Origin of the sequence: Shewanella sp. SM23 (genome assembly GCF_025654295.1) — a bacterium.
Taxonomy (GTDB): Bacteria; Pseudomonadota; Gammaproteobacteria; order Enterobacterales; family Shewanellaceae; genus Shewanella; species Shewanella oncorhynchi.
The window spans coordinates 16,888-43,570 of the sequence record NZ_JAKKRM010000010.1; the positions used below are offsets into that span (position 1 = coordinate 16,888).

The 26,683-nt window shown below is 46.3% G+C and carries 23 protein-coding genes; 11 read left to right on the forward strand and 12 right to left on the reverse strand.

From position 1 onward, the window contains the following. Positions 1-65 precede the first annotated feature (65 nt). The 3 genes from L5L98_RS13325 to L5L98_RS13335 all read right to left on the reverse strand — a co-directional run bounded on the left by L5L98_RS13325 (position 66) and on the right by L5L98_RS13335 (position 3,212). Positions 66-1,577, reverse strand: a complete 1,512-nt coding sequence (locus L5L98_RS13325) for an AAA family ATPase (RefSeq protein WP_263141546.1) — start codon at positions 1,575-1,577, stop codon at positions 66-68. 95 nt (positions 1,578-1,672) lie between these two features. Further along, positions 1,673-2,818 carry an HlyD family secretion protein gene (locus L5L98_RS13330; protein ID WP_263141549.1) on the reverse strand — a complete coding sequence of 382 codons (1,146 nt, stop codon included), beginning with the start codon at positions 2,816-2,818 and terminating at the stop codon, positions 1,673-1,675. Between the two features lies 1 nt (position 2,819). Then, positions 2,820-3,212: a DUF3302 domain-containing protein gene (locus tag L5L98_RS13335; protein WP_263141553.1), complete on the reverse strand. Its 393-nt coding sequence runs from the start codon at positions 3,210-3,212 to the stop codon at positions 2,820-2,822. A 275-nt stretch (positions 3,213-3,487) separates the two neighbouring features. Between L5L98_RS13335 and purT the strand changes: the two genes are divergently transcribed. The 4 genes from purT (at position 3,488) to L5L98_RS13355 (ending at position 10,541) form a co-directional block, all read left to right on the forward strand. Further along, entirely contained in the window at positions 3,488-4,663 is a 1,176-nt protein-coding gene (gene purT, locus L5L98_RS13340; protein ID WP_263141556.1) for a formate-dependent phosphoribosylglycinamide formyltransferase, read from the forward strand. A 278-nt stretch (positions 4,664-4,941) separates the two neighbouring features. Then, positions 4,942-6,654: an RluA family pseudouridine synthase gene (locus L5L98_RS13345; RefSeq protein ID WP_263141559.1), complete on the forward strand. Its 1,713-nt coding sequence runs from the start codon at positions 4,942-4,944 to the stop codon at positions 6,652-6,654. A gap of 154 nt (positions 6,655-6,808) precedes the next feature. After that, entirely contained in the window at positions 6,809-8,269 is a 1,461-nt protein-coding gene (locus L5L98_RS13350; RefSeq protein WP_263141562.1) for a DUF3142 domain-containing protein, read from the forward strand. After that, a complete protein-coding gene (locus L5L98_RS13355; RefSeq protein ID WP_263141565.1) occupies positions 8,259-10,541 on the forward strand; it encodes a hypothetical protein in 2,283 nt (760 codons plus the stop codon). Before L5L98_RS13350 ends, L5L98_RS13355 begins: the two co-directional genes overlap by 11 nt. A 68-nt stretch (positions 10,542-10,609) precedes the next feature. On the opposite strand, the gene L5L98_RS13360 is transcribed toward L5L98_RS13355, so the two are convergent. From L5L98_RS13360 to L5L98_RS13380, 5 genes are all read right to left on the reverse strand, one after another. Next, entirely contained in the window at positions 10,610-11,563 is a 954-nt protein-coding gene (locus tag L5L98_RS13360) for a D-2-hydroxyacid dehydrogenase (RefSeq protein WP_263141567.1), read from the reverse strand. A 35-nt stretch (positions 11,564-11,598) separates the two neighbouring features. Then, entirely contained in the window at positions 11,599-12,231 is a 633-nt protein-coding gene (locus L5L98_RS13365; RefSeq protein WP_028761520.1) for an outer membrane beta-barrel protein, read from the reverse strand. 41 nt (positions 12,232-12,272) lie between these two features. Further along, positions 12,273-13,061 (reverse strand): co-chaperone DjlA, encoded by a 789-nt coding sequence (djlA, locus tag L5L98_RS13370; protein WP_113939902.1) that lies wholly within the window; start codon positions 13,059-13,061, stop codon positions 12,273-12,275. Between the two features lie 69 nt (positions 13,062-13,130). Next, complete coding sequence (murU, locus tag L5L98_RS13375; RefSeq protein ID WP_263141572.1) at positions 13,131-13,808, reverse strand: N-acetylmuramate alpha-1-phosphate uridylyltransferase MurU; 678 nt, start codon at positions 13,806-13,808, stop codon at positions 13,131-13,133. Further along, complete coding sequence (locus tag L5L98_RS13380) at positions 13,805-14,890, reverse strand: aminoglycoside phosphotransferase family protein (RefSeq protein WP_263141575.1); 1,086 nt, start codon at positions 14,888-14,890, stop codon at positions 13,805-13,807. Before L5L98_RS13380 ends, murU begins: the two co-directional genes overlap by 4 nt. A 117-nt stretch (positions 14,891-15,007) precedes the next feature. Here L5L98_RS13380 and lptD point away from each other — a divergent pair, with 117 nt between their 5' ends. From lptD to L5L98_RS13415, 7 genes are all read left to right on the forward strand, one after another. Further along, complete coding sequence (lptD, locus tag L5L98_RS13385; protein ID WP_263141577.1) at positions 15,008-17,305, forward strand: LPS assembly protein LptD; 2,298 nt, start codon at positions 15,008-15,010, stop codon at positions 17,303-17,305. Between the two features lie 242 nt (positions 17,306-17,547). Next, the gene (gene surA, locus L5L98_RS13390; RefSeq protein WP_105249993.1) at positions 17,548-18,852 is read left to right on the forward strand and encodes a peptidylprolyl isomerase SurA; all 1,305 of its coding nucleotides are present in this window, start codon (positions 17,548-17,550) and stop codon (positions 18,850-18,852) included. A 6-nt stretch (positions 18,853-18,858) separates the two neighbouring features. Further along, the gene (gene pdxA / locus L5L98_RS13395; RefSeq protein ID WP_105249994.1) at positions 18,859-19,845 is read left to right on the forward strand and encodes a 4-hydroxythreonine-4-phosphate dehydrogenase PdxA; all 987 of its coding nucleotides are present in this window, start codon (positions 18,859-18,861) and stop codon (positions 19,843-19,845) included. Positions 19,846-19,860: 15 nt separating this feature from the next. Beyond that, entirely contained in the window at positions 19,861-20,667 is an 807-nt protein-coding gene (gene rsmA / locus L5L98_RS13400) for a 16S rRNA (adenine(1518)-N(6)/adenine(1519)-N(6))-dimethyltransferase RsmA (protein WP_263141583.1), read from the forward strand. A gap of 48 nt (positions 20,668-20,715) precedes the next feature. After that, positions 20,716-21,096: a Co2+/Mg2+ efflux protein ApaG gene (gene apaG, locus L5L98_RS13405; protein ID WP_028761528.1), complete on the forward strand. Its 381-nt coding sequence runs from the start codon at positions 20,716-20,718 to the stop codon at positions 21,094-21,096. A gap of 21 nt (positions 21,097-21,117) precedes the next feature. Continuing rightward, positions 21,118-21,942 (forward strand): symmetrical bis(5'-nucleosyl)-tetraphosphatase, encoded by an 825-nt coding sequence (locus L5L98_RS13410; RefSeq protein WP_113939897.1) that lies wholly within the window; start codon positions 21,118-21,120, stop codon positions 21,940-21,942. A gap of 97 nt (positions 21,943-22,039) precedes the next feature. Further along, a complete protein-coding gene (locus L5L98_RS13415; RefSeq protein ID WP_263141589.1) occupies positions 22,040-24,061 on the forward strand; it encodes a methyl-accepting chemotaxis protein in 2,022 nt (673 codons plus the stop codon). A gap of 235 nt (positions 24,062-24,296) precedes the next feature. Here the strand turns inward: L5L98_RS13415 and L5L98_RS13420 are convergent, their stop codons facing one another. From L5L98_RS13420 to L5L98_RS13435, 4 genes are all read right to left on the reverse strand, one after another. Next, entirely contained in the window at positions 24,297-24,710 is a 414-nt protein-coding gene (locus L5L98_RS13420; RefSeq protein ID WP_263141592.1) for a DUF3718 domain-containing protein, read from the reverse strand. A 219-nt stretch (positions 24,711-24,929) separates the two neighbouring features. Further along, positions 24,930-25,412: a type 3 dihydrofolate reductase gene (gene folA / locus L5L98_RS13425; RefSeq protein ID WP_028761532.1), complete on the reverse strand. Its 483-nt coding sequence runs from the start codon at positions 25,410-25,412 to the stop codon at positions 24,930-24,932. Positions 25,413-25,439: 27 nt separating this feature from the next. Beyond that, positions 25,440-25,913 carry a threonine/serine exporter family protein gene (locus tag L5L98_RS13430; protein ID WP_028761533.1) on the reverse strand — a complete coding sequence of 158 codons (474 nt, stop codon included), beginning with the start codon at positions 25,911-25,913 and terminating at the stop codon, positions 25,440-25,442. Then, positions 25,910-26,671, reverse strand: coding sequence for a threonine/serine exporter family protein (locus L5L98_RS13435; protein WP_113939893.1), 762 nt, complete (start codon positions 26,669-26,671; stop codon positions 25,910-25,912). The genes L5L98_RS13430 and L5L98_RS13435 overlap by 4 nt, the downstream gene beginning before the upstream one ends. Positions 26,672-26,683 lie beyond the last annotated feature (12 nt).

The following is a 26,683-nucleotide window of genomic DNA, read 5'->3' on the forward strand; positions in this document are numbered from 1 at the left end:
AAAATAACTAAGCCAATATAGCGTTTAAAAATGCTAGTTAGCACTCATGGAACCAAGCAAAAATCTTACTCATGGGCATTCACGGTTCGGCCTGCAGCCCATTGTCGTAGCGCATTGATTTTATCGCTCATGACCACAGATAAAGGCCGTGTCTTACTAAGTTCTTCAAGTAATAACACTTGGTCGACACTGCACTCGACACTTCTTGCGGTATACATGGCAGCAATAACTGCTTGTTCGATTTCGGCGCCGGAAAATCCTTGGCTACGCGCCGATAACTGGGCGAGATCTAAGCTCGCTACATCGATTCCACGGCGCTTACAGTGGATTAAGAAGATGGCTTTGCGTATAGCTTCGTCGGGTAAATCGACAAAAAAGATTTCATCCATCCTGCCCTTTCGCATCAACTCTGGCGGCAGAGCTTGAATATCATTAGCGGTAGCCACCACAAACACTTCAGATTTACGCTCCGCCATCCAAGTGAGTAAGGTGCCGAGTATCCGCGTCGATGTTCCCTCATCACTGCTACTCCCGCTTAAGCCTTTTTCAATTTCATCTATCCAAAGCACACAGGGCGACATCATGTCAGCCAGATCCAGTGCGTTACGCAGGTTCTTCTCGGTTTCGCCTATGTATTTGTTATATAAGGCTGCCATATCGAGCCTAAGCAAAGGTCGTTGCCAAACGCCCGCAACCGCCTTAGCCGCGAGGCTCTTACCACTGCCCTGAACGCCCAGCAGTAAAATCCCCTTGGGCGCATCGAGCGCTTTGACGTGCTGAACTGGAGTCGGCTGGCCGCCTTGGTCAAGGGCGCTGACAGCCACTATGGGCGAGCGCTGCTTGAGCCATTTTTTAAGATTATGTAGTCCTGCGACCTGTGAAAAATCACTGGTGTCGTATTCAAATTGCAGCACACCATTAAGATCGAGTAGCTGAAACTTGGCTTTATTGATGGCGTCGATATCTGACAAGGTAATAGCACCGTCATTGACTATGGCTTTGCGTACGAGACGACGGGCATCGTCTAAAGTCACGCCCCGCAGATTATCGGCTAATTTGACCACAGCATCATCATCGACCTGTAGCGGCGTACCTTGGTGACGAATTTTATCAACTTCAAGATAAATCAGATTTTGCAATTGCACTGTACTTGGCAAAGTTAAGTGAAAATATGCGCAATAACGTTTGATTTCAGGCGGGATTTCAAAAGCGTGGCTCACCAGCACTAAGGTGTGCTGCAGCGTCTCATACTCCAGGGCGATTTCTTTAAGCAAACGGACATTCTTAGGTGCATCAATCACAAAGGGATGGAAGTCGCACAGCACATAAATTCCCTGCTGCGAGGTTGATTTAATTTGCCCGAGCAGATCTGTGGGTTCGCTATTAAACTTTTGCGCCGCCAAGGGCTTATCGACCCGTGCTAGGCCTTGGGTGATGCTCCATGTAAACACCGGTTGATAGAGCACACTGGCGACCCGCTTAAGCAGCTCAACCACGCGATATTCTTCATAGGTTTCAATCACTACAATTGGCGTATTGGAGCGCAGCACTGAGGTTAAATCGTGAATATCTTGCATGCTTTCAAATTCCTTTTTATTCACCCAAAAATGTGTCACAAAAAAGTCCAGCGAACTGGACTTGATACAACAGACAAAAGTTAACCGATTAAGGGTTAATGTCCATCAAAAAACAAGTAATTCAACCAACCTTGCATCCTCAGCAATACTTTACGCATCACAGCGACATGATGAAAATGTTCAGTATAAATTGCAACCTGCCCAGAAACACCCGCAGGAAATTGCGTACGGATAGCATCATCTTCGATATCAATCAGCACAATAACGCGACCATTTTGAAATAAACGAGCCGATGACTGCAGCGCGCCGCCCATTTGAACTTCACCTTCAGCCATAGCGGGTAATATTTTCGCCACTTTCCCCTTAAAGATTTGTCCTGGAGCGGCATCCAATATCACTTCAGCTTCATCACCTTCCTGCAAACGCATTAACGAGTTTTGCCAGAATGCCCCCGCAAAGTAGCGCTGCTCGTCGGGAATAAAGCTCATTACGGGACGTAATGGTAAAGGCACAGCCATCGCTCCCGCACGAAGTGCCATTTGCGTCACCACACCATCAGCAGGTGCCCGCACGACTGTCTGTTCTAAATCGTAGAGTGCACTGGCTAAATCAGCTTGCAAGCCAGCTACTTTAGTATTGACACCATCAATATTAGATTCATAGGCCAGCCTGACACGCAGTTCTTCAGCATTCGCGACGGTCAGTTGTGCCTCTGAGGCTAAGTACAATTGACGCCTATTATCGAGTTCCAGTTCAGTAAAAGGCGAATTCGCGCCCCCTTTCTTGCGGCCTAACTCATAACGCTCGAAGGCAGATTTATTACGGTCTTTATCGGCCCTAGCGCGCTCTACATTAGCCTTAGCCGACTCCCACGCCGCGGCAAGTTGTGGCACTTGGAGCTCAGCTTCCATCAAAGCTGCGCGTTTACGTTTAACAACGGCCTCGAAGGGAATAGGATCGAGACGAAATAACACATCCCCTTGTTTAACAGGTATATTAGGCTGCACTTCCACCGAAGTCACTAAGCCTTTTACTGCGGGTGTGATCGGGATAGTGACAAAATATTCACGGGCAAAACGAGAATAAGGATGGTTGTAATTCATCACCAGCAATAAGGTACCAATAATGAATACCCCACCCAGCACTGCGGTGGGAACAGTCCATTTATTCATCGGAATTTTAAAGACTTTAAAGATAGCAATACACACGGCCGCATAGGTGAGTATGAGTAATAAATCCATGTTATACCTCAACTTTTTCTTTTTTTATCGCATCCACAGCAGGCGCTATATTCATGGGAGTTATTTGCTCTAACTGTTCAAGCCGAGTCTGAAGCCCTCTGACCGTCTCGCGCAATGAATTCACATCCTCCTCTAAAACTAATTCTCGCTTCATTACAGTATTGAACCCCCAACCGCGATCTTCACGGTATAAAGTCGCCCAGATCCATAAAAATGGCCAAATAGCATGTAGGGTGAATAGACTCACCCACCCGGCGATATGCAATGCATCTTGCTGGGGATGATTACGTTTTTTGGCTATTTCATAGGGGATATCATGAATGGCTATGACACCATAAAACATGATAATGATGACAAAAAACAAAATACCTAACGCAAAGTAATCTAAGAACATCCGCATCTCCTTGTATTAATAATATCTATTCCATCCCAAAGATTAGTGGATGGCCCCCGAACATGCCACCAACATGACATTAACATTTGACTTTGCTCTCAACCTCAACATTAACCAAAGATATGCTGTTTCGTTTTTGCCCCCAGTGATCCGGGACACACTTGTCAATTTACTCCATGATCCTAAAGCCTGTTCAGGCTAAACTAACCACATCATTGCGGCATAGAACGCAAGCATAAAACCCATCATCCCTACAATCTCAAAGGTACCCACACATGATAGGCACTCCCTACACAGAGGGCGCACGACGCGCCATGTTGCTCGGCTGCGGTGAACTTGGCAAAGAAGTCGCCATTGAACTGCAACGCTTAGGCGTTGAAGTAATTGGTGTTGACCGTTACGCCAACGCCCCTGCCATGCAAGTCGCCCATCGATCCCATGTGATCAATATGCTCGATGCTAAAGCGCTGCGTGCAATCATCGAATTAGAAAAACCACACTTAGTCATCCCAGAGATTGAAGCCATCGCCACCCAAACCTTAGTGGAAATGGAAGCCGAAGGCGTGAATATTATCCCCACTGCCCGCGCAACTAAACTCACGATGGACAGAGAAGGTATTCGCCGCCTCGCCGCCGAAACCTTAGGTTTACCGACTTCACCCTACTTTTTCTGTGATACCGAAACCGAATTTAATCAAGCCATTCGCGAAATTGGAGTGCCTTGTGTGGTTAAGCCGGTCATGAGCTCATCGGGCAAAGGCCAGAGCGTTATTCGCGATATCGCCCTAAGCCATAAAGCGTGGCAATATGCCCAAGAAGGCGGACGCGCTGGTGGTGGGCGCGTGATAGTCGAAGGCTTTATTCCCTTCGATTATGAAATCACTCTGTTAACCATAAGCGCAGTCAACGGCATTCACTTTTGTGCGCCCATTGGCCATAGACAAGAAGATGGCGATTACCGCGAGTCATGGCAGCCACAAGCCATGTCCGATGAAGTGTTGGCAAAATCCCAAGCGATTGCGAGTAAAGTGGTCGAAGCCCTTGGCGGTTATGGACTATTTGGCGTAGAGCTATTTGTTAAGGGCCATGAAGTCTATTTCTCTGAGGTCTCACCAAGGCCACACGACACTGGACTTGTGACACTCATCAGCCAAGATTTATCGGAATTTGCCCTACATGTTAGAGCGATTCTCGGCCTGCCTATTCCCAATATCCATCAGCATGGTCCAAGTGCCTCGGCGGTGATTTTGGCCGAAGGCACCTCAAGCAATATCCGCTATCAAGGGATTGGTGCGGCATTAGAAGCGGTTAATACTCAGCTCAGATTATTCGCCAAACCCGATATCGATGGTCGCCGCCGTTTAGGGGTCGCGCTTGCCCGTGATAGCGATATCGACAGCGCAATCAGCAAAGCACTCGATAGCGCCAGTAAAGTGAAGGTCATCTTTTAAGCGGGTTTAGCCGTTTAACATTGGCTTTAAGCACAAGCGACACATCAAAGGGAAATGCGCTTTACTGCCATTTCCCTTTTTCAACACAGAGCCGTATCTAAAATCCGTACCAATAAAAAGTGACCGTCCCCAATAGGCGGAGTAAACTAGCGCCCTTTCTTGCCAGCCCTCGGCTTGCATTTAGGTAAATCCTAAGTTGTGGCTTAACCCAGATAATTAACCCAGATAATTAACTCCGATAATTAACCCTGATAAGTAAAACCAACAGTAGAACCCATATGCATCTTCAGCCTTCTTGCTTTACCTCTTTCACGCAAGCCATTGATGCCTATGCCCTGCCGCAGCGTTTTACCTTTCCTTTCTATTACGAACCGCATCCATTGTGCGTGATCGCTGCCAACGAATTACAACGCCACCTTGAGACTCAAAACGATTGGCAACATAACTTTGGCCTCACGGGGGAGTTAACTGGCGCCATTGGCAAGATGTTTGGTGTGCTTTTAGTGCAAGATCCGCAGGGGAAAGTGGGCTATTTATCGGCATTTTCGGGCAAGTTAGCCGAGCAAAACCATTGGCCACGCTTCGTTCCACCTGTGTTTGATATGCTGGCTAAGGACAATTTTTTCCACGCCGAAAATCTGCAAATCAACCAAATTAACGAGCAGCTACTTGCAGTAGAAAATCACCCCGATATTCCTCGGCTATCGAGCGAACTCAACGCTGAGCAAGCTCAAGCACAAGCCAAGCTTGCCGCCCACAGGCAAGTGATGATCGATGGTCGCCAATCCCGCAAGGCGCAGCGCAATCAACTCGCAGTGCAATGGGCTGCCAATCCGACTGATGAGACTTTAGGTGAAAACGCTGCAATCGAAGCTAAGCTTAGCCAAGAAAGTATCAATGAAAAGAATCAGTTAAGAGACATTAAACGCTATTGGGATGAACGTATCCATGCCGTCAGCCAAGCGTTAACTCAACTGACAGATAGACGCGACGCGTTAAGACAACAGCGTAAACGGCTCTCGGCCGCGCTGCAGCAAAAGCTGTTTGAGCAGTATCGTTTTTTGAATATTCAAGGCGCAGAAAAGAGCCTTAACGGCATATTTAACGGCACGGTTGAGTTGACTCCGCCCGCAGGCTCGGGTGAATGCGCCGCGCCCAAATTATTACATTACGCCTTTAAACATGGTCTTAAACCATTGGCGATTGCCGAGTTTTGGTGGGGCGCGCCGCCAAAATCGGAAATTCGCCAACACAAACAGTTCTATCCCGCCTGTCTGCGCAAATGCCAGCCTATCTTGGGGCATATGCTCGAAGGGCTTGTTGTCGATGATAATCCGCTGCTGACGAACCCCGCCGAAGGCAAAATCTTAAGCATCCTCTACCAAGACGAGACTATGGCGATTGTGAATAAACCCGCCGAGTTTTTATCCGTACCCGGCAAAGAGATTGAAGACTCAGTGTATTCGCGCATGCGGCAAACGTTTCCCAATGCCACTGGGCCGCTTATCGTCCACAGGCTCGATATGTCGACCTCGGGATTAATGGTGATCGCATTGACAAAAGACGCCCATAAACAGCTGCAAAAACAGTTTATCCAGCGCACAGTGACTAAGCGTTATGTGGCACTTTTAGCAGGGATCCCTGATAAGCCGGCAGCGGGACAAATCTCTTTACCCCTGCGTGGCGATTTAGACGATAGACCGAGGCAACTCGTTTGCCATGAATTTGGCAAAGCGGCCCAAACCTATTGGGAATTGAGCCATATCGATGAAATGGCACGTACAGCCCGCGTATATCTATCCCCAAAAACGGGCCGAACCCATCAACTCAGAGTTCACTGCGCCCACTCAGAAGGGCTAAATACGCCCATTGTGGGTGATGATCTTTATGGTACTCGCGCCAATCGCCTGCATCTGCATGCCGATTTATTGATGCTTCAACATCCCGTCACCCGTGAACAGATACGCTTTCAAGTCGATCCTGAATTCTGATTTTTACCTTACAAGAAAACCAAGCTTAAGATGTGATATCAGATGATTGAAGTTTAAGATTTGATGTTTAATGCAGGATCTTTGACCACAATGTACAAGCGGCATTTTTCAGGCATAGTAATGCCTCATTCAAAATGGAATTCATAGCAGTAGCATGGGAAATTTGGTTAAAAAAATTAAGAAAAATCAGTGGCTATTATGCGCTTTGTTGTGTACTTCAGTATTTGTAAGCGCCTGCCAGCCGGCATCAAACCCCAATGAAATCACGGCTAGCCCAAATACCAGTGTCGCAGTAAAAGCCGCTACAGAAGCAACAACGCTTCGAGCGCCACTTTCGCAGGAAGTCTATATCTGGCAGCGCCAATGGCGCCCCGCCAATCAAACGGCATTAGTGCAAAGCCAAGGTGCATTCCAAGGATTACGTATTTTAGCGCTGCAAGCGCATCCAAAACTCAATGGCGCGGACATTTGGTTTGAAGTTGCGGTCAATCATGCTTGGTTGCAGGCAGATCCTAGGCCAAAAATTGCCGTGATTCGCTTAGATGGTCAGTTCGTGCATTTAAATGATGAACAAGTTATTAATAAAATCAAAAAAGTACTAGCAAATTGGCAGGCAAAAGGCACGCACATCACAGGTGTTGAAATCGACCACGACAGTGCCAACAGTAAACTGCCAGCCTATCGGGATTTTCTTAAAAAGCTTAAAGCGCAGTTACCCACAGAACTCAAACTCAGCATTACTGCACTGCCCGCTTGGCTCAGTAGCGCCGATTTTCCCGTGTTACTCACCAGTATTGATGAACTCGTGCTACAAATTCACAGCGTAAGCGATCCACGCCTCGGACTATTCGATGCGACTCAAGGTTGGCAGTGGGTGCAGCAACTCTCAAATATCAACACTGTGCCTTACCTTATTGCGCTCCCCGCCTATGGTTCGGCGGTCATCAGTACTGCTTCAGGTTATAAAGTTGAAAGTGAAACACCGCTGCGCGATCAACTCCAATCAGCCAATGTAGTACAGGAACTGATGGCCGATCCTCTAGTATTGCAAGCCTTTGTGCAAAAACTACACACTCAAAAAGATGCCAAACTCAGAGGCATTATCTGGTTTCGGCTGCCGCTGGAAGGGGATAAAAGAGTTTGGCCACTCAACACCTTAATCGCCGTTGCACAGCAAGGTGAACTTGCCGCCAAGATTGAATTAGTGATCTCAAGCGATAACAAGGCCACAACCCAAACGACATTAGCCGCTGAAAATAAGCCAAAAAATCTGGAAATCCACAGGCCACAGCTATTTCAACTGAGCTTAATGAATCACGGTAATATTGCAGGTGAAATTCCTCCTATTTTGTCGCTAGCGGGACAAGCTTGCAGCGGGTATGATGCGCAAAATGGCTATAGCGTAATACAAAAAGATGGGTTGTTAACGTGGCAATGGCGAGCTGAGAATACAGCAGCGTTGACACAAACCAAAACAGTTTCACGCACTGCAATCATGCCTATGCCGCAATCAAACAGAGACATTCAAACACACATGCTCAACCCTGGCGGCCAAAAAGTGATAGGCTGGGCACGTTGTGAGTCATTATATTTACAGGGAATTTATGCGCCATAAGCCAAAACTATCGTTTACCATGGCAACACCCAATCGGGCTTTTATGCTTAAAAAGACCACGCTCATTTGTTTAAGCTTATTTTCCCCTATGCTATTGGCCTGCGGCCCCGATTTTCCTTTGCAACTCACTCAGGATAGGCAGAGCAATCTCAGTTATTTACCGCAAACCTCCTTTAGCCAACAGCTCACAGCCCTCGCCAAGCCTTTACCTTGGCAGTATCAAGATGCACCAGCTGCACAGGAATATCTCTGGGATGAAGTGCATAGCCGTTATCTTTCACAAACTCGCGCCTTTGAAAACAGCGAGTTAAGTGACACCCATTTAGCCTTAGTGAACACTTTGCGGGATGCAACGGGCCCCATTGAAGCCGAGCAAATGGCCGCTAAGTTAGACAAAGATCTACCACAAGCGCTAACTTGGTACACCTTAGGTGCCGTAGCGTTTGAAGCAAAAGATTATGAGAGGGCGAGTAACTATTTCATCAAAATCATTAAATTACCACAAAGTGAACGCGCATCTCGTAGCCTGTGGGCACTCTATTCGCTGTCGCGTATTGAGCTTATCTTAAGCAAGACTTCGGCTGATCCTGAACATTTTAATCGTGCCAATGCTTACCTAACACAATTACAAACCGAAGTCGCACAAGGCGCCGCCGATCCCCTGCGTTTGAGTTTAGCGAGCTTAGGTGAGCAAGCCTATATCCTGTTACACCAAGGTCAGCCGCTCCCGCAATTGACCAATCAAGGTACAGGTGAAACTGAGTCAGAGCTGCAAATGACTCTCACCCCTGATGCACTGAATAAAGCTATTGAGCTCTATGCCACCCAATCGGTACAGGGCGATAGCGGCGGTTATGATTCCTTATTGATGTTAAGCCGCACTTTGATGGGTAAAGAGATTGCTGAACTTAAGCCGCTACTGCAACAGGCGAGCGTGCAGCAGTTATTGATTGCCTATTGGCAAAGCAGCACTAATGAATTCGCCTACAATGGCCAGCTTTCAGAAATGGGATTAAAGGTTGCTGAGCTCCTTAAAGTATTTCCAACCGATGGCTTACAGCTCAACCATGGCGATAAATTAGCGGCGATTTATTACCAGTTAGGGGATTATGCCAGTGCTGAGCGCCTATTAACGCTAGCGAAACCGAGCGGCCTCACTTGGTGGCTCAACGCAAAATTAATGCTACAAAAGGGCGATCAAGCAGAAGCGGCCAAGGCCTATGCTCAGGCAGCGCGTCACTTCCCTGAGCAACTCAATAAGATCTCGGCCACTGTTGACGCTAAAGAAACTCAGCAACAAGCCATTAATGCCGATGAAGATACAGCCACTTACTGTCGTATTCGTGCCGAGCAAGGAGTGTTGTCACTAGAGCGTGGCGAATATGTCGATGCGCTCAATCACTTACTCGCCAGCGGTGATGAGTACTGGCAAGACATCGCCTATGTGGCGGAGCGCGTGCTCACCACGGCTGAACTTAAGTTATTTATCGACGAACATGTGCCATTTATCGCCTTTGAATACCCTAAAGACAGCGACTGGTACGATAATATTGAGCCAATTAACAACCGCTTGCGCTACTTGTTAGGTCGCAGGCTATTACGCGAAGGCGCGATAGCTGAAGCGCCGGTTTACTTCCCTAATCCTAAACTGAATGCCAGCGCCCTTGCCTACGGCACAGAGCTGAATGCAGCGAAAAAAACAAAAGGCATTGATAGCGCAAAAGCCTATTGGGCTGTTGCCGAACTTGCCCGCCACCAAGGCATGGAACTCTTAGGGTTTGAATTAGCCCCGGATTACACTATCTACCAAGGTGTGTTCGATCTAAGTGATTGGAATGAGCCGAGCAAACTGGCTGAGAAAGAACAGCTGCGGATCAGTGCCAGCCAAGCAATCCCCGATAAACGCTTCCATTATCGCTACACGGCGGCGGAACTAGCCAACAAGGCATCGGATCATGTGCCCCACAACAGCCAAGCCTATGCAGCGCTACTCTGCCAAGCCACAGGTTGGGTATTGTATCGAGATCAAGAGCTTGCCCTGCGTTACTACAAAAAATACGTCGCCAACGGCCCCTTTGTGCCTTGGGCCGAGAACTTTGGTTTGCAATGTGAAGCGCCCGATTTTGACGGTGCAGTAAAACGAGCGCAGGCGAATGAAATGGCAGAATGGAACGCCCTGTACCACAAGCTGAAAAAGCCCGTCGTATTTGGCGTATTAGCCCTCACAGGCTTATTGGGTGTGTGGTGGATACGTAGAAGAAAAACTCAATAATAAATAACAATTTACGTCTTTCTCTCTCAACGTCGACATGATGAAAAGAGAGAAAGACGCATACCGCTTTACTTGTTCACGCAGTTAATCACTTCCCCCTTCAAATAACCGTTCAAATTCGCCACTGCGATATTGAGTAGACTTTGCCTTGCTTCCTTCGTCGCCCACGCATTATGGGGGCTGATGCTGATATTAGGCGCATGCAGTAAGGGATTATCTGCAGTAGGCGGCTCGGTCGATAACACATCAACACCTGCAAATAAGCGGTTTTGCAAAAGCACTGCTGCAAGCGCGGCTTCATCAATTAATCCACCGCGCGCCGTATTAATCAGCAACGCATTAGGCTTCATCAAGGCGAGGGTTTGTTGATTGATAAATTGCTCAGTTTCTGGAGTAAGCGGACAATGGAGCGAAATAATATCTGATTCGCTAAGCACAGTATCACGTTGCGCCCACGTCACGCCTTGGGGTAAATCCTTGATAACTGAGCGAGTATTGACAAGCACTTTCATCCCGAATGCGAGGGCTAGTGTTCCCACCTGCTGACCGATATCGCCATAACCTATTAAGCCTAAAGTCTTGCCTTTTAAAGATTGCAACGGCATTAAAGTAAAACAAAAATCTTGGCAGTTCACCCACCGGCCGTCGACCACAGCTTGATGATGGGCGGCCACGGCTTGGGTGTGATGCAGAATATGGGCAAACACCATTTGCGCAACGGCATCAGGCGCATAAGCGGGCACATTAGTGACCACTATACCTTGCGCTTTAGCTGCCGCGATATCGACAACGTTCGTGCCCGTGGCCAATACGCCTATGTATTTGAGACTAGGAAGTTGTGCTAGCGTCTTTGCAGTCAACGGCGTTTTATTGGTGAGAATGACTTCAGCACCTTGGGCTCGCGCGACAATATCAGCGCCACTTGTGCGGGGAAAACACGCAAACTCGCCTAATTCATTTAAGGATTGCCAGCTGAGATCGCCAGGATTTAAGGTTTCACCATCAAGTACGACTATTTTCATGCCACTAAATCTCCTTTTAAGACGATGCGTTAGATCTAAAAACTGACTTTGAGCCCAAGGTTAGCCTGAGCCTGCCACATCACATCCGACGTAATGTGCCATAGGCATTCATCTTCATTGCAAAACAGCGAAGTGTCACTGTTGATAAAAGTCGCATAACCCCGAATATCCGCAAACAGGCCAAAGTGTGGCGTCACTTGATACTCTACCCCGCCACCAATTCCCATGGAGAAACGCGTTTCGCTCGACCAACCGCTAGGCAGCATACGGGTGATCCCCGCGCTGGCGGTGACATAGGGCTGGATATCGCCACGGGGAAAATATAAAGTGCCACCCAAGTGGATGTAATCTAAATCTAACGAGGTAAGAAAGTCTGGCGTAAACAAGCCGCCACTTTTCAGTTCAGAGGCTTGATGACTATATAAAAGATAAATATTACCGGGATCATTGGTGCCAATACCCACCATCAAACCGTAATGACTCGACTCCTCGACTTTCACATCGGCCTTATCACCCGTTTGATCAGTGTTGACCTCATATTGATTCACATCAAATTGACCGCCCCCCAGACTATAACCACCAAAAGGAGCGATAAATACCTCGGCCTGCGTAGACATAGCCACAGGTAACAAACTCGCCAACAGCAACAAACGGTAAGTGTTTTTCATAATGAATTCCTTATCTTTTACAAAAACCAATTTAATCAAGGCTAACGCATACCGCGCTCAGACTTGACTCTGTCATAGGCTGCTTGAATATCCTGAGCCTTACGATTAGCTAGCTCCATCATTTCCGGTGGCAACCCTTTCGCCACTAACTTATCGGGATGATGTTCATTCATCAATTTACGGTAAGCCCGCTTAACTTCTTGGTCGCTAGCTTCGTTCGTAATGCCAAGTAAACTGTAGGCATCAGTAATCGATGTTTTATTGCCACTCGATGTTTGATGGAAACGAAACTCCGCCTGCCAGCGTTTAAGTAATTCATCTAACTGCGCTCGACCATAACCTAACTCTTGAGCAATCGTCATCAAGATAGCGTGCTCAGCGGGATCCAATTCACCATCAGACAGTGCCGTTTGGATCTGGATTTCGATGAACATCTGCACTAACTCTTTGCGTCCCATCGTAATAACACGGAAAGCTTGTAAGCTGCTGCGCAAATCAAAATCCGCCGATTTACCCTCACGAAATGCCTGTTGCGCTTCTTTACGGGCTTCCCCCGTTAAACGCATTTGATCCATTAATAAGGTCGCAATGCGAATATCGGTTTCGGTAACATGTCCTGATGCTTTCGCCACATGCCCCATTACTGCAAATGTGGTATTAAAGAAAATGGCTTGGCGATTCTTAGCCTGCCCTAGAATCTGTCGAAAACCCACGCCCGATGCCGCACGCTTATCGTAAAGATGACCGAGCCACAAACCTAGCAGTGCACCAAAAATACGGCCGAACATAAAGCCAATGACAAATCCAAAAAACTTACCCCAAAGCCGCATCTTATTTCCTGATTTCTATTATGTATTTGATGCACTAGCTTAATCCTATGGATATGCCAGCACCGAAATTTACTTGTTACTTTGTAACCTTAGTTCAAGCGCTTGCAATCGTTCAATGGTACCGACATCACACCAAAATCCATTAAACAAGGCACCACTAACTCTGCCTTGAGCCATTTGCGATCGGAGCAACGGCCCCAGTGCAAAGGCGCCCTGCGGCGTGTCATGAAATAGCGCAGGGTGATAAATGCCCATGCCCGAAAACGTGTACTTAACATCGCCACGCTCATGCACTTGATGACCATTCAAAGCAAAATCGCCATTTGGATGCTGCTCAGGATTAGGCACTAACCATAAGTGAGCGAGCCTATCCGCAGCCAGTTGCGTGATTGGCGGTAAAGCATCAATAAACACATCACCATTAATCACTAAAAAAGGTTCGTCGCTTCCGTCCTCACACAATAAAGGCAAAGCGCGTTTAATGCCGCCGCCGGTTTCTAACGCGCTCTCTTCAGCGCTATACCGAATGCGCACCCCAAAAGCGCTACCATCGCCCAGTGCTTCGACTAACTTATGCCCTAGCCAAGCATGGTTGATGACGATATCGACTATGCCTATCGCGGCAAGTTTTTCAATATGATAAACAATCAGTGGCTTACCTAACACTGGCACCATAGGTTTAGGCAAACTATCCGTTAACGGCCGTAACCTTTCCCCTCGTCCAGCGGCCAAGATCATGGCTTTCATTGCTTAACCTCAGATGAAGACTGACTCACAGTAAACGCAGGTAACACACGACGAGTTAACCAGTGTGCAAATGGCACGAGTTCGGGATACTGCAGCGAGATGTCGACAATATACGTTAATGTCAGTGGAATATCCGCCATATACGCAGGTTTACTATCGCGATAGTTTAACCGTGCAAAAATCCCTACCGCCTTAATGTGACGCTGTAAGCCCATGAGATCAAACCAAGTTTGATATTGCTCAAAAGGAGTCTGTGCGGGAATAAAACCAAGCGCTAATGCTTGCTGATAATGATACCGCATCAAGTCTGCAACTAACGGCTGTGGCCAACGAATATAACAATCGCGTAGTAGTGATACCGCATCGTAAGTCACAGGACCAACGACAGCATCCTGAAAATCAATCACGCACAGCTTGTCCGCTTGCAGCATAAGATTACGGCTATGGAAATCCCTATGCATTCCCACACTAGGTTGAGATAGCGCATTGCCGACGAGGCGATCAAAAGTATCATTCAGCAGTTGCAACTCTGCCGCGTCCAAAGACAAATTAAGATGTGTTCCTAACAGCCACTCAGTAAAAATGTGTAATTCACGGCGCACAAAGGCTTCATCGTAGTTAGGTAATGCCTGTACTAAACCGCTATCAAAATTCTTACACTCAATCACAGCGGCCACTTGCGGTAATAAATCGAGCGCCTGACGGTAAAACCGTTCCACATTTTGTACCGTCAATACAGATAAGAGTTGGGTATCGCCCAAATCACTCATCAACATAAAACCCAAATCGGCATCGGCGTGGATTACTTTTGGAACTGTCAGTCCCACGGCTGAATAAGCATTCGACAGGGCAATAAAGGGGGCGATAGGCACTAACTGAGGCGGTGAATCGGCGGCGATAAAGGTAGCATCAGGCATCGAAATCCGAAAGTAACGCCTAAAACTTGCGTCTCCGGAAATCAACACAGGCATCACCTCACAGGAAAAATAAGCATTCAGCCACTGATTAAGGGAAAGAAATCTCGGATCGGATAAAGTCATTTCATGGCTCTTAAAGAAAAATTGCTTTATTATAGCTGGCATAGAATTTGGAAACAGCTAAGAAATTGAGAGATTTATTAAGCGATGTTGCGTTTGTCAATTGCAACTTTCCCCATCCATACTTGTCCAGAATAAGAAATCATAATTACTGACCTAAAGATGCAGATCCGATACCTTCTGGCCCTGAGCCTGTTACCGCAATTAGTCCTGGCAGACGACTCTCTAACCGCTTCGGCATCCCAATGCTTAATCGAACCGCCAGTACCCCGTATCGTATCTCAAACCCAAGGGATGAATGCGGCTGAACTCAACAAAATACGTATTGCGTCTGATAACACCAATGCCGAAATGGGGAAGCAGGCGATTTTCCGTGGCGATGTGGTTTTTAGCCAAGGCGATAGGCACATAGCAGCCGATGAGGCGATTTTAGATCAAGCTACTGAACAGTTTGATGCCAATGGTAATTTAGTCTTTCAAGACAGTAACTTCACCGTTACAGCCGAATCCTTACAAGCTCAAATGCGGACAAACCGTGCCACCCTTAAAGGCGCACAATATTGGATCCATGGCCAACAAGTTCACGGTGATGCCGAAAAACTGCAAATTACTATCAATAACAATTTAATTTTAACGAATACCAACTTCACTACTTGCCCTCCTGACAATGTGTCTTGGCTACTCGAGGCCGAAAAGATCAAGATCAACAGTGAAGAAGAATGGGGCGAAATTTGGAATGCCAAACTAAGAATTGGCGGTGTACCTGTATTCTATATTCCCTACATGACAGTCCCCGTTTCAGACAAACGTAAATCTGGCTTTCTCTACCCTAGTTTTAGCACTAGCACTACTGATGGTGTCGAAATTTCCGCACCCTATTATTGGAATATTGCCCCAGAGTACGATTTAACATTTACACCTAGCTATATGTCAAACCGTGGTTTATTCACTAAAACAGAGTTTGGTTATCTGGCGGGTGAGGCCCAAAATGGCCGAGTCAATTTAGAATATCTAGGCAATGACAAATTGATCGATGGTAGCCCGAATCGCTACTTATATAACTGGCAGCATCAAGGGGCGATCGACAAAAATTGGCGCGTATTAGCGAATTTTACCGATGTATCAGATAACAATTATTTCAATGACTTAAAGTCAGATGTTAACCGTGCAACCGATAACCAGTTATCACGCATAGGTGAAATCAGCTACTTCGAAAGTAACTGGGATCTAAGCACCCGAGTACAAGATATTAAAGTACTGGGTGAGGATGAAAAACCATATCAAGTCATGCCTCAGGTTAACTTTAACTATCGCGCTGCTGATTTTTGGAACAATTTAGATTTTGGTTTCAATTCGGAGCTAACGAATTTTGCCCATCAGGACAACAATGTTAATACGGCAACTCGTTTGCACATGTCACCGAGCGTAACTCTGCCAATACATGGACCTTCAGGCTCGCTCACCAGCCAAGTTAAGCTGATGCAGACCAATTATTGGCAGCAAAATAACAATCCAAGTGAAGAACTAGACGACACAGTGAATCGCACCATCCCGCAGGTACGAATTAATGGTCAAATCAACTTCGAACGTTTTACTGAGCTTTTCGATCAAAACTACCGCCAAACGCTCGAGCCACAATTTCAATATCTTTATGTCGGCTACGAAGATCAACGCAACATAGGCATTTATGATACGGCTCAATTACAGGACGACTACTTTGGTCTATTCCGTGATCGTCGCTTCTCGGGTCTGGATAGGATTTCCGATGCAAATCAAGTCACTCTAGGTGTTACTACACGCCTGTTTGATAGTCACAACCAAGAAGCCACTAAATTCAGCCTAGGACAAATTTTTTATCTGCAAGACAGTAAAGTCGGTTACGAAGACAGTATTTTTGAGTCTAATCAATCAACTTCAGTACTTGCTGCAGAGTTAGATACCCGCTTGTCCCATGATTGGTATATGGGGGCTGCGATTCAGTACGATACCAACACCAGTGACAATAAAAAATCCGAAGTCACCTTAGATTTCAGACCTGAAGCGAATAAATTGCTGCAATTTAGCTATCGCTATGTCCCAGATTTATTGAACTCAAATACCAATGATACAGTGAATATCTCCCAAGCGGGCGTTCGTGGCGCTTGGCCAATCAGTGACGACCTCTACTTTGTTGGTAATTGGTATTATGACCTTAACGAAAGTCGCAGTATTGAAACTTACACAGGTATCCAGTACGAATCATGCTGTTACGCAGTAAGACTTAGTTATCATTACCGCATTAAAACCAACTATGACGACAATATAGGTTCTGCCACAATTGATCCTCGCGAACAGTTTGATAGTGGTATCTACCTGAACTTAATCATTAAGGGACTCGGTGGTTCTGGACCATTAGGCATATCCGATATGCTCAATGACGGCCTGTTTAACTACAGAAAACCGCTTTATCTGAGGAATTAGCAAAGAATTGTGATAGATTGCTGAACCTCAACAAGGACTAAGAGTCCAAACAAATTAATGAGTGCTTTACCGTTCACCTTTTGCTAAAGCGAATAAAAACGGATCTTAAGGTCTAACCTTGCACTCAAATGCGTCGCCAAAAAATTACATTAGGGCAACTCACTGTAATTTCGATATAAATGGTAAAGTTATTTCAATTAAGCCGTCGAACCTGACCTTAGAACGTGCCAAGGATTTTGTGGATGAAACCCAGTAAACATCTGATTTTTGCTTTATTTGCACTCGCGATCAGCCAACCTACATTGGCCGCACCCCAGCCGCTAGACCGCGTTGCAGTCCAAATTAACGACGGCATAGTGCTCGAAAGTGAAATCACTAACATGATTGACACTGTTAAAGCGAATGCCAAAGCAGCAAACCAATCGTTACCTTCTGACAGTGCCCTGCGCACTCAGGTGATTGAGCGTTTAATCTTAACTCGCCTACAATTGCAAATGGCTAGTCGTATAGGGCTGAATATTGGTGACTTACAACTAGACCAAGCGATTGAAAACATCGCGCGCGAACAAAAAATGTCTGTCGCGCAGATGCAACAAAAAATTGAAAGCGAAGGTTTAAGTTTCAGCCAATACCGCGAACAATTGCGCGAAGAAATCACTCTAGGTGAAATTCAACGTATTCAAGTACAACGCCGCATTCAAGTATCACCACAGGAAATTACTAGCCTAGTCAAACTCATCCAAGAACAAGGGATGAAAGATGTGGAATACCAAATTGGCCATATCCTGATTGACGTGCCTAATAACCCCACCAGTGAACAACTCGAAGCATCAAGCAAACGCGCCAATATCGTATTAGAACGTTTGAAGAGTGGTGAGGATTTCCGTCGTACCGCTATCGCTTCTTCTTCAGGTCCTAAGGCACTCGAAGGCGGTATTTGGGATTATATGAACATCAACGAAATGCCAACTCTGTTCGCCGAAGTGATTAACGGTGCGAAAATGGGTGACATTATCGGCCCGATTAAGAGTGGTGCAGGTTTCCATATTATTAAGATCATGGATGCTCGCGGCCTACAAACCAAAGAAATCGAAGAAGTTAGAGCGCGCCACATTTTGCTCAAGCCATCGCCGATCCTGTCAGAAGACCGCGCTAAAGCCATGCTTGAGCAATTCCTGAAGCAAATCCGCTCAGGTGAAGCTAAGTTTGAAGACCTAGCGCGTCAGTACTCAGAAGATCCTGGTTCGGCCACAAAAGGTGGTGAATTAGGTTGGGCAGAACCAAGCATTTACGTACCTGAGTTTGCTCAAACGCTCAATAGTTTGAAAAACGACCAAATTAGTGAGCCATTCCGTACGACTCACGGTTGGCATATCACTCAATTAGAAGAACGCAGAAAAACCGACGCCACGGATCAGTTCAATAGCAACCGTGCGCACCAGTTGATCTTCCGTCGCAAATTTAACGAAGAACTGCAAAACTGGCTAGACGAAATGCGTTCAGACGCATACATTGAAATCTTCCAGCCAGAGACCAATCGAGGTTAATTCTAATTGAGCACTAAACGTATTGCCGTTACCCCAGGCGAACCCGCAGGTATTGGCCCCGATTTAGTCGTACAACTCGCTCAGCAGGCTTGGCCTGCTGAGTTAGTCGTTTGTGCGGATCCAGAATTACTTGCGAGCCGTGCGAAACGACTCGGTTTGCAAGTGACTTTCCGCCCTTACCAGCCAAATCAAGCTCCTAAGCCACAAGAAGCTGGCACATTAACCATAGCGCCCTTTAAATTAGTGAGCGAATCGATTTGCGGTCAGCTCGATGAGCAAAACAGCACTTATGTAGTTGAAACCTTGCGTTATGCGGGCGAAAAAAACATGAGCGGCGAGTTTGATGCTGTCGTGACAGGCCCAGTGCATAAAGGCATTATCAATCAAGCAGGTATTTCCTTTAGTGGCCATACTGAGTTTTTTGCCCATCAAGCAAATTGCCCCGATGTAGTGATGATGCTGGCAACGCCGGGTTTGCAAGTGGCACTCGTGACCACCCATATTCCTCTGGCCTATGTTGCAAAAGCCATAACACGCCAACGCTTACAGCATATTATCAAGATTCTACATGCCGATCTCATCAGTAAATTTGGCATAGTTTCACCGAAAATTTATGTCTGTGGTCTCAATCCACACGCTGGTGAAGACGGCCATTTAGGGCGTGAAGAAATCGACGTGATTATTCCTGCACTCAACGAGTTGCGTGAAGAGTTCCAAATGAATATTGTCGGCCCATTACCGGCCGATACTCTGTTCCAACCTAAATATTTACAGGACGCCGATGTCGTCTTGGCCATGTACCATGACCAAGGACTTCCCGTTCTCAAGTCACAAGGATTTGGCAAATCGGTAAACATCACCTTAGGTTTACCTTATATTCGTACCTCGGTTGACCACGGTACGGCGCTCGATCTCGCGGGTACAGGCAAGGCCGATATTGGCAGTTTTGTCTGTGCTCTGAATAAAGCCATTGAGTTATCCTCAAAGAACTAAACGATTACATTATTAATGAGCAACAAAGTACATTTAGGCCACACGGCCAGAAAGCGTTTCGGACAAAACTTCCTTACCGACGGCAATGTGATTGACCGCATTGTGGGTGCAATTGCACCCGATAATCACCATGTGATGGTCGAAATCGGCCCTGGCCTTGGTGCCTTAACTGAACCTGTAGCCGATGCTGTGGATAATCTGACTGTCGTCGAACTCGACCGCGATCTAGTTGAACGCTTACATCATCACCCAGTCCTTAAAGATAAACTGACTATTCACCAAGGTGATGCACTGCAGTTTGATTTTGGCCAACTGAGTGTGCCAGGCAAAAAGATGAAAGTGTTTGGTAACTTACCTTACAACATTTCAACGCCGCTGATGTTCCACCTGTTCGAATTTGCCGAACAGATTGAAACCATGCACTTTATGCTACAAAAAGAAGTAGTCCTGCGTCTATCGGCAAGCCCAGGCTGTAAAGCTTATGGCCGTTTAACGGTCATGGCACAATACTTCTGCCAAGTGGTTCCGGTTCTCGAAGTGCCGCCCCACAGCTTTACCCCTGCGCCTAAAGTAGACTCAGCAGTCGTACGCTTATTGCCATACGCCGTAAAGCCGTTCCCTTGTAAAGATGTGACCATACTACGCCACCTTTGTACTACCGCATTCAACATGCGTCGTAAGACTCTGCGTAATAACTTAAAGCACATGTTATCTGACGATGAGTTCGAGCAGTTAGGGATTGACTCAAGTCAACGCCCAGAACAGATTAGCGTGCAGCAATATGTTGCTATGGCTAACATGGTTTGCGATAAGAAAGCATAAATATGTCTGGGCACTTAGGTGCCCTTATACCAGAGCCTAGGAACAAGAATGAGCGCATTGGACACCTCCATTCGGGTCGAAGTCAAAACTGAGTATATAGAGCAGCAGTCCTCGCCCGAGGATGAAAAGTACCTCTTCAGTTACACCATCACTATCATCAATTTAGGTGAGCAAGCGGCTAAACTTGAAACTCGTCACTGGATAATCACTGATGCCAATGGCAACACCAGTGAAGTCCAAGGTGCCGGTGTTGTCGGTGAAACGCCAACCATTGCGCCGAATACTGCCTATCAATACACCAGTGGTACTGTGCTCGATACGCCACTTGGCATAATGCACGGCACTTATGGTATGGTCAGCGAATCGGGTGAGCGTTTCCAGGCGACAATCCGTCCCTTCCGTTTAGCGACCCCAGGCTTACTACATTAATATCGTTAGAAAAGGGGTACTGTGGCGCATTATTTTGTTGGTGATATTCAAGGCTGTTTCGCTGAGTTACAAAAATTACTAGCTAAGGTCGATTTTAATCCTTCCCGCGATGAACTCTGGGCTGTAGGTGATCTTGTTGCACGTGGACCTGACTCCTTAGCTACGCTACGTTTTTTTCGCTCCTTAGGTGATTCCGCTAAAACGGTTTTAGGTAACCACGATCTCCATCTAATGGCATTACACGGTAAGCTCAAGCGCGCTAAACCCAGCGATAATCTCACTGAAATTCTAGAATCCCCCGATATCTCAGCCTCAATTGACTGGCTGAGACAACAACCTCTTATGCGTGAATTACCTGAACACCAACTCATTATGAGTCATGCTGGTGTACCACCTCAGTGGTCGCTGGAGGTATTAAGAGAAGAATCCGCACTCGTCAGTCGCGCCCTCAAGCACGATGATTATCTTGAGACATTAATAAGCCAAATGTATTCAGATACCGCCGAGCAATGGGATCCAAGTGCAATTGGCATAGAGCGCTTACGTTATTGCATCAATGCATTAACACGCATGCGCTATCTTTATGTCGATGGCCGACTTGATTTTGATTGCAAACAACCTCCTGAAAACTGTACTAATCCACAACTCAAACCTTGGTTTGAGTTTGCTTCGCCGCTGCGCCAGAGTCATACCTTAGTATTTGGCCATTGGGCTGCGCTGATGGGCAAAGTCGACGATACTAAATTAAAGGCTTTAGATACAGGCTGTTGCTGGGGTGAGCACTTAACCTTATGGCATCTTGAAAAAGACCAAAAAATTACGCAAAAAAAGTTAAAAAAGAGTTAAACTAAAACAGCTTAAAGTCGATAACAGACTGAGCCGCCTAACCCTGAATATCACCCTGTTTTCATTTGGAAAAATATAATAAAAATCGGAGTATCCTATGAAATTTAATGTAGCCACCAGAGTGATTGGCGGATTTGGTATTGTCACACTTTTACTCGTGTTGCTAGGATTTACATCTTATTTAACCAACAATAGCCTAAAAGCCAGCTCTGCTATGATGCAAGAATTAAGCTTGCCCGCGCTGAAATCGACAAACCACCTTAGTGAAGCATTGAGTGAGCAACAAAGACAAATCCTCATTGCCTATAACACCCCTAGATCGGCAAATATCCCGAATATTCGTAAAGTGTTTGAAGACCACGGGACTCAGTTCAAAAACGAAATTGCCACCCTCACTCAGTTAGTCAAGAGCCAGCAGAATCTATCTTCTTTAATTGCCCAATTAAGCGGCAGCTTTGCCACCTTTGAGCGAAATAGTATTGCCATGATCGCCGAACGTGAGGCCTCATTGAGCAAGCAAGAACAGCTAGTTGAACTAAAGAAAAAGCTCGAAAATGCCGCCGATGATGCCTCATCAGAACTGCTCGATATTGTTGATTTAGAAAGCAGTCAGAATCCCGATGAGCAGAGTCTTGCTGCATCAGCCAGCGCTATTGATACTAGTCTCGGAAATATCATCACTACTATTGCAGATTTAGTAACGAATGACGAAGACAGTAAGCACGAACTGATCTCAAAGGAACTTGACTACATTATCAGCGAAACCAAGAACAAACTTGAATATGTGAATCGTCACGGTCAAGGTATTGTCGAAGCGGATACCTTAAGCTCGGTCACTAAAGATATTGAAAAAGTATTAGCGCTCGTCACCGGTCCGCAATCTATGTTGCAGCTAAAATCGAGTCAGCTCTCACACGCCAAAGAAGCTGTGATAAAACTTGGCATTATTGAAAATGATGTGAAAGTCATCAATTCCAACATGAATGATGTCAGCGATAACATCGAACTTGTTGCCGCAAACATGAGCAATGACACCATAGCCAAAATTGACTCTGCCAGCATACAAACCATGATTGTCGTGTTAATAGCAATCGTTGTCGCAGTGATTGTGAGTTTTGCTGTGGTGAATCCGTTAAAACGCTCACTCAGCCAAGTGAACAATGCCCTTAACGTCTTAGCCTCAGGCAACCTTACCCATAAACTAGATGATTCTGGACACGATGAATTTGCCGAACTAGCAAAAAACTGTAATCGTCTCGTCGATAGCTTACGCAGTTTAATCATAGGTATTCTAGATAGGTCAAATCAACTTGCCGCGGCAGCCGAACAAACATCAGCAATCACAGCGCAAACCACCTCAGGCATACAAGAACAAAAAAGCCAAGTTGACCAAGTGGCTACTGCGACAACTGAACTTAGCTCTAGTGCTCAGCAGGTGTCTTTAAGTGCCAATCAAGCCCTTGAGCAAATCAAACAGGCTGATCAAGAAACTCAGCACATGCGTGCCATTGCACAAGAGAACAAACTGACTATTTTGGCTTTAGCCGATGAAGTGGCCAAAGCGGGTGTTGTGATTAATAAAGTGCAGTCGGACAGCGCCTCTATTGGCTCAATTTTGGATGTGATCCGTGGTATTGCAGAACAGACTAACCTACTCGCCCTTAACGCCGCTATTGAAGCCGCCCGTGCGGGTGAACAAGGTCGTGGTTTTGCGGTAGTTGCCGATGAAGTGCGTAGTTTAGCCTCACGCACTCAAGTGTCGACCCGAGAGATCCAACAGATGATCGAAGTGTTGCAGCAAGGTGCAGAGCAAGCCGTTGCCGCCATGGATATGGGGCGTGCTCAAGCCAACGCCTGTGTTGAAAAAACGGAGCAAGCCAACATTGCCCTCGAGACCATCAGCCAATCTGTGCATAAGGCCTATGATTCTGGCACCCATATCGCCCATGCTGCGCAGGAACAGAATTTAGTAAGCCAGCAAGTTTCTGAAAAACTAGAGCATATTGCAGCAATTTCAGAAGAAACCGCTATCGGTGCAGATCAAACGGCTCAGTCTAGCCATCAAGTCGCCAAATTAGCCGAAGAACTCCAAGCTTCGGTCGGTGAATTTAGAGTCTAATGTTTATCACCACTAAAACCTAGGGTCGCTTAGCGGCCCTTTCTTTTGAGACGAATTCACTTGCCTATCTTACTGACGACTCGAACTGTCCGGCCTTTGCACAAATTAAGGCCATAAAAAATGCCAAACTTAAGTTTGGCATTTTTATCTAGCTTAATGCTAGATACTTGATATTAGACGCTTAATATAACTTAGCAGCAAATAGAGCTAAAGTGCCGCTAAGTTCAAATCCGCATTAATCTTCTTCACCGCCCGCAGCAGCGCCAAGGCGCTCTTTCACTGCAGCGGTAATTGGGCTAGCACCATGACCGTTTGCTTCAGCCCAAGCTTGGATAGTCATCCCATCAGCTTCAGCAACACTCAATTCAGTCGCCGACAAACGCTTAGCCACAAACTCACCGGTATCGTTCGCACTCGCACCGTAAGCGGTGCGCAATAGACTTGCACCATCGCAACTGATACCACTGTAAATCTGACGTAACTTAACGCGGCTTTCTTTTAACTTTTTACGTAAGCGGTTTTTGTCATTAGCTTTTACATAATCACAAAGACTCGCTACGAGTGGATCTTCCCCCGCAACGGCAGAGGTTGGTACAGCAATAGAACTAAATCCAATCAACGCAGCCAAGGCCACAGGCATAAGACGCATCCGATACTCCTTAATACTTTCTTATAGTTTTATTATCAATTCTGTATGGGCTGCATCTATTGTCTAAATGATATTGACCTCTTGGCTTTAGCTCTCGTTCGAAATCTAGGATAACGAAATAGGCTATCTCTTTCCGTGAAAACTAAATGTCCGATATGATGCAATACGTTAGATAAACTGACGCCCCATACACACAGGGTACACAACAGAAGCTGCAATTTAACATTTTTTTACCAAATTGATAAAGCGATATTCCAAACCAGCCGCATTTATACTCGCCAAAGATTCAGTTTCCTTCCAAGTCCCATCGTCCCAGTGGGGGAAAAATGTATCGCCTTCCACCTCAAGATTGATTTGCGTCAAATATAAGATATCGGCGCAGGGCAATAACTCGGCATAAAGCTGGCCACCACCTATAACCACTAACTCTTCACATTCACCAGCAGCTTGTTTGGCTGCATCAAATGAGGTCACACAGGTCACGCCCTCAATCACAAGATCCGTTTGGCGTGAAATCACTATGTTATGTCGACCAGGAAGGGGCCTACCGATTGACTCAAAGGTCTTACGTCCCATCACAACAGGCTTGCCTAGGGTCATCGCTTTAAAGTGACGTAGATCTTCTGGAAGATGCCATGGCATTTTATTATCTTTTCCGATGACTCGATTGTTTGCCATCGCGGCTATCATAGCAATGCGCATGCTCACTCCTGTTTTATGGAAATAGAATTATTGAATGACGGGGCGGGTCCTGAAATACAGCAAACTCGGCATGGCCAAACCCACGGCTAACGCCCCTAGAATAAAGACGGTTTTGAGGCCATTACTAATCACTTGCCCCGTCAGTTCAGGACTGACTTGAGATTGAGCGGTTAATTGCACTAAGGCAATCACAGTATTAAATGCATAAGTGCCTGGGATCATAGGAATAATTGCGGCGACAGCATACATTAAAGGTGGCGCTAAGTGGCGCTTACCAAACCCTATGGTAATAATCCCTACTAATGCCGCGGCGGCGAAGGTTGCCCACTCGATTGGCAGACCAAACTGTAACATTAAAGTACGGGAACTGTGGCCAATGGCTCCCGCTAAAGCGCAGTAAGGAAGAAATCGTTTAGGAACATTAAATACCATAGCAAATCCTACGGCGGGAATTGCTGAGAAAAAAGCATCGTGCAAAAGAGCTATCAATAATTCCATCATAGGAAAATTCCGCCGATCTGCATCGCAATTGTAATCCCTATCACTGAAGAAACAGTCAGCAAAGTAGCATGACCCCAGCGGGATATACCGACATTCATGTGCCCTTTTACCATGTCGGAAATCGCATTAATCATCGGAAAACCCGGCACTAACATCAGCACACTCGCGGCCATAGCAGCCTTAGGAGTTTCACTTAACTCAAACAAATAACCCGTTTGAGCCAGCATACTGGTGACGAAAGCTGTGATGGCAAAATTGACTAATAAATTAAAATGCCGCTTAGCAATTGCTAAACGTACCGACATACCCACTGCCGCGGCAAAAAAAGTAATCACGCAGGCAGTGAGATCGCCATTAAATAAATGACAGAAGCTAGCGCACGACAGGCCAATCATGAATACCACTAAGCTAGGAGGATAGGTTTTAGGTTCAATCCGCGCCAAGCGTTTACGCACTTCATTTGGGCCATACAACCCTTTTTCAGCGAGTAAACAGATACGTTGTAATTCACAGACGACTGTCATGTTAATGCCATGCTCACGAATACGACGAGTAGTTGTGATACAGCGACCATGAACCAAACTGGTTAACACGAGGGAATTAGAGGAAATAGAGAGTTCTACGCTGGCAAGACCTAAAGCCTGACCTAGACGCTGGCTGATTTCTTCAACTAAATCAGATTCCGCGCCGTAGGCCAGTAGCAATTGTGCAGCACGCACAACTTGCCGAGTAATATCATTTTGAGTATCAGCGTACACAGAACTCTCAAA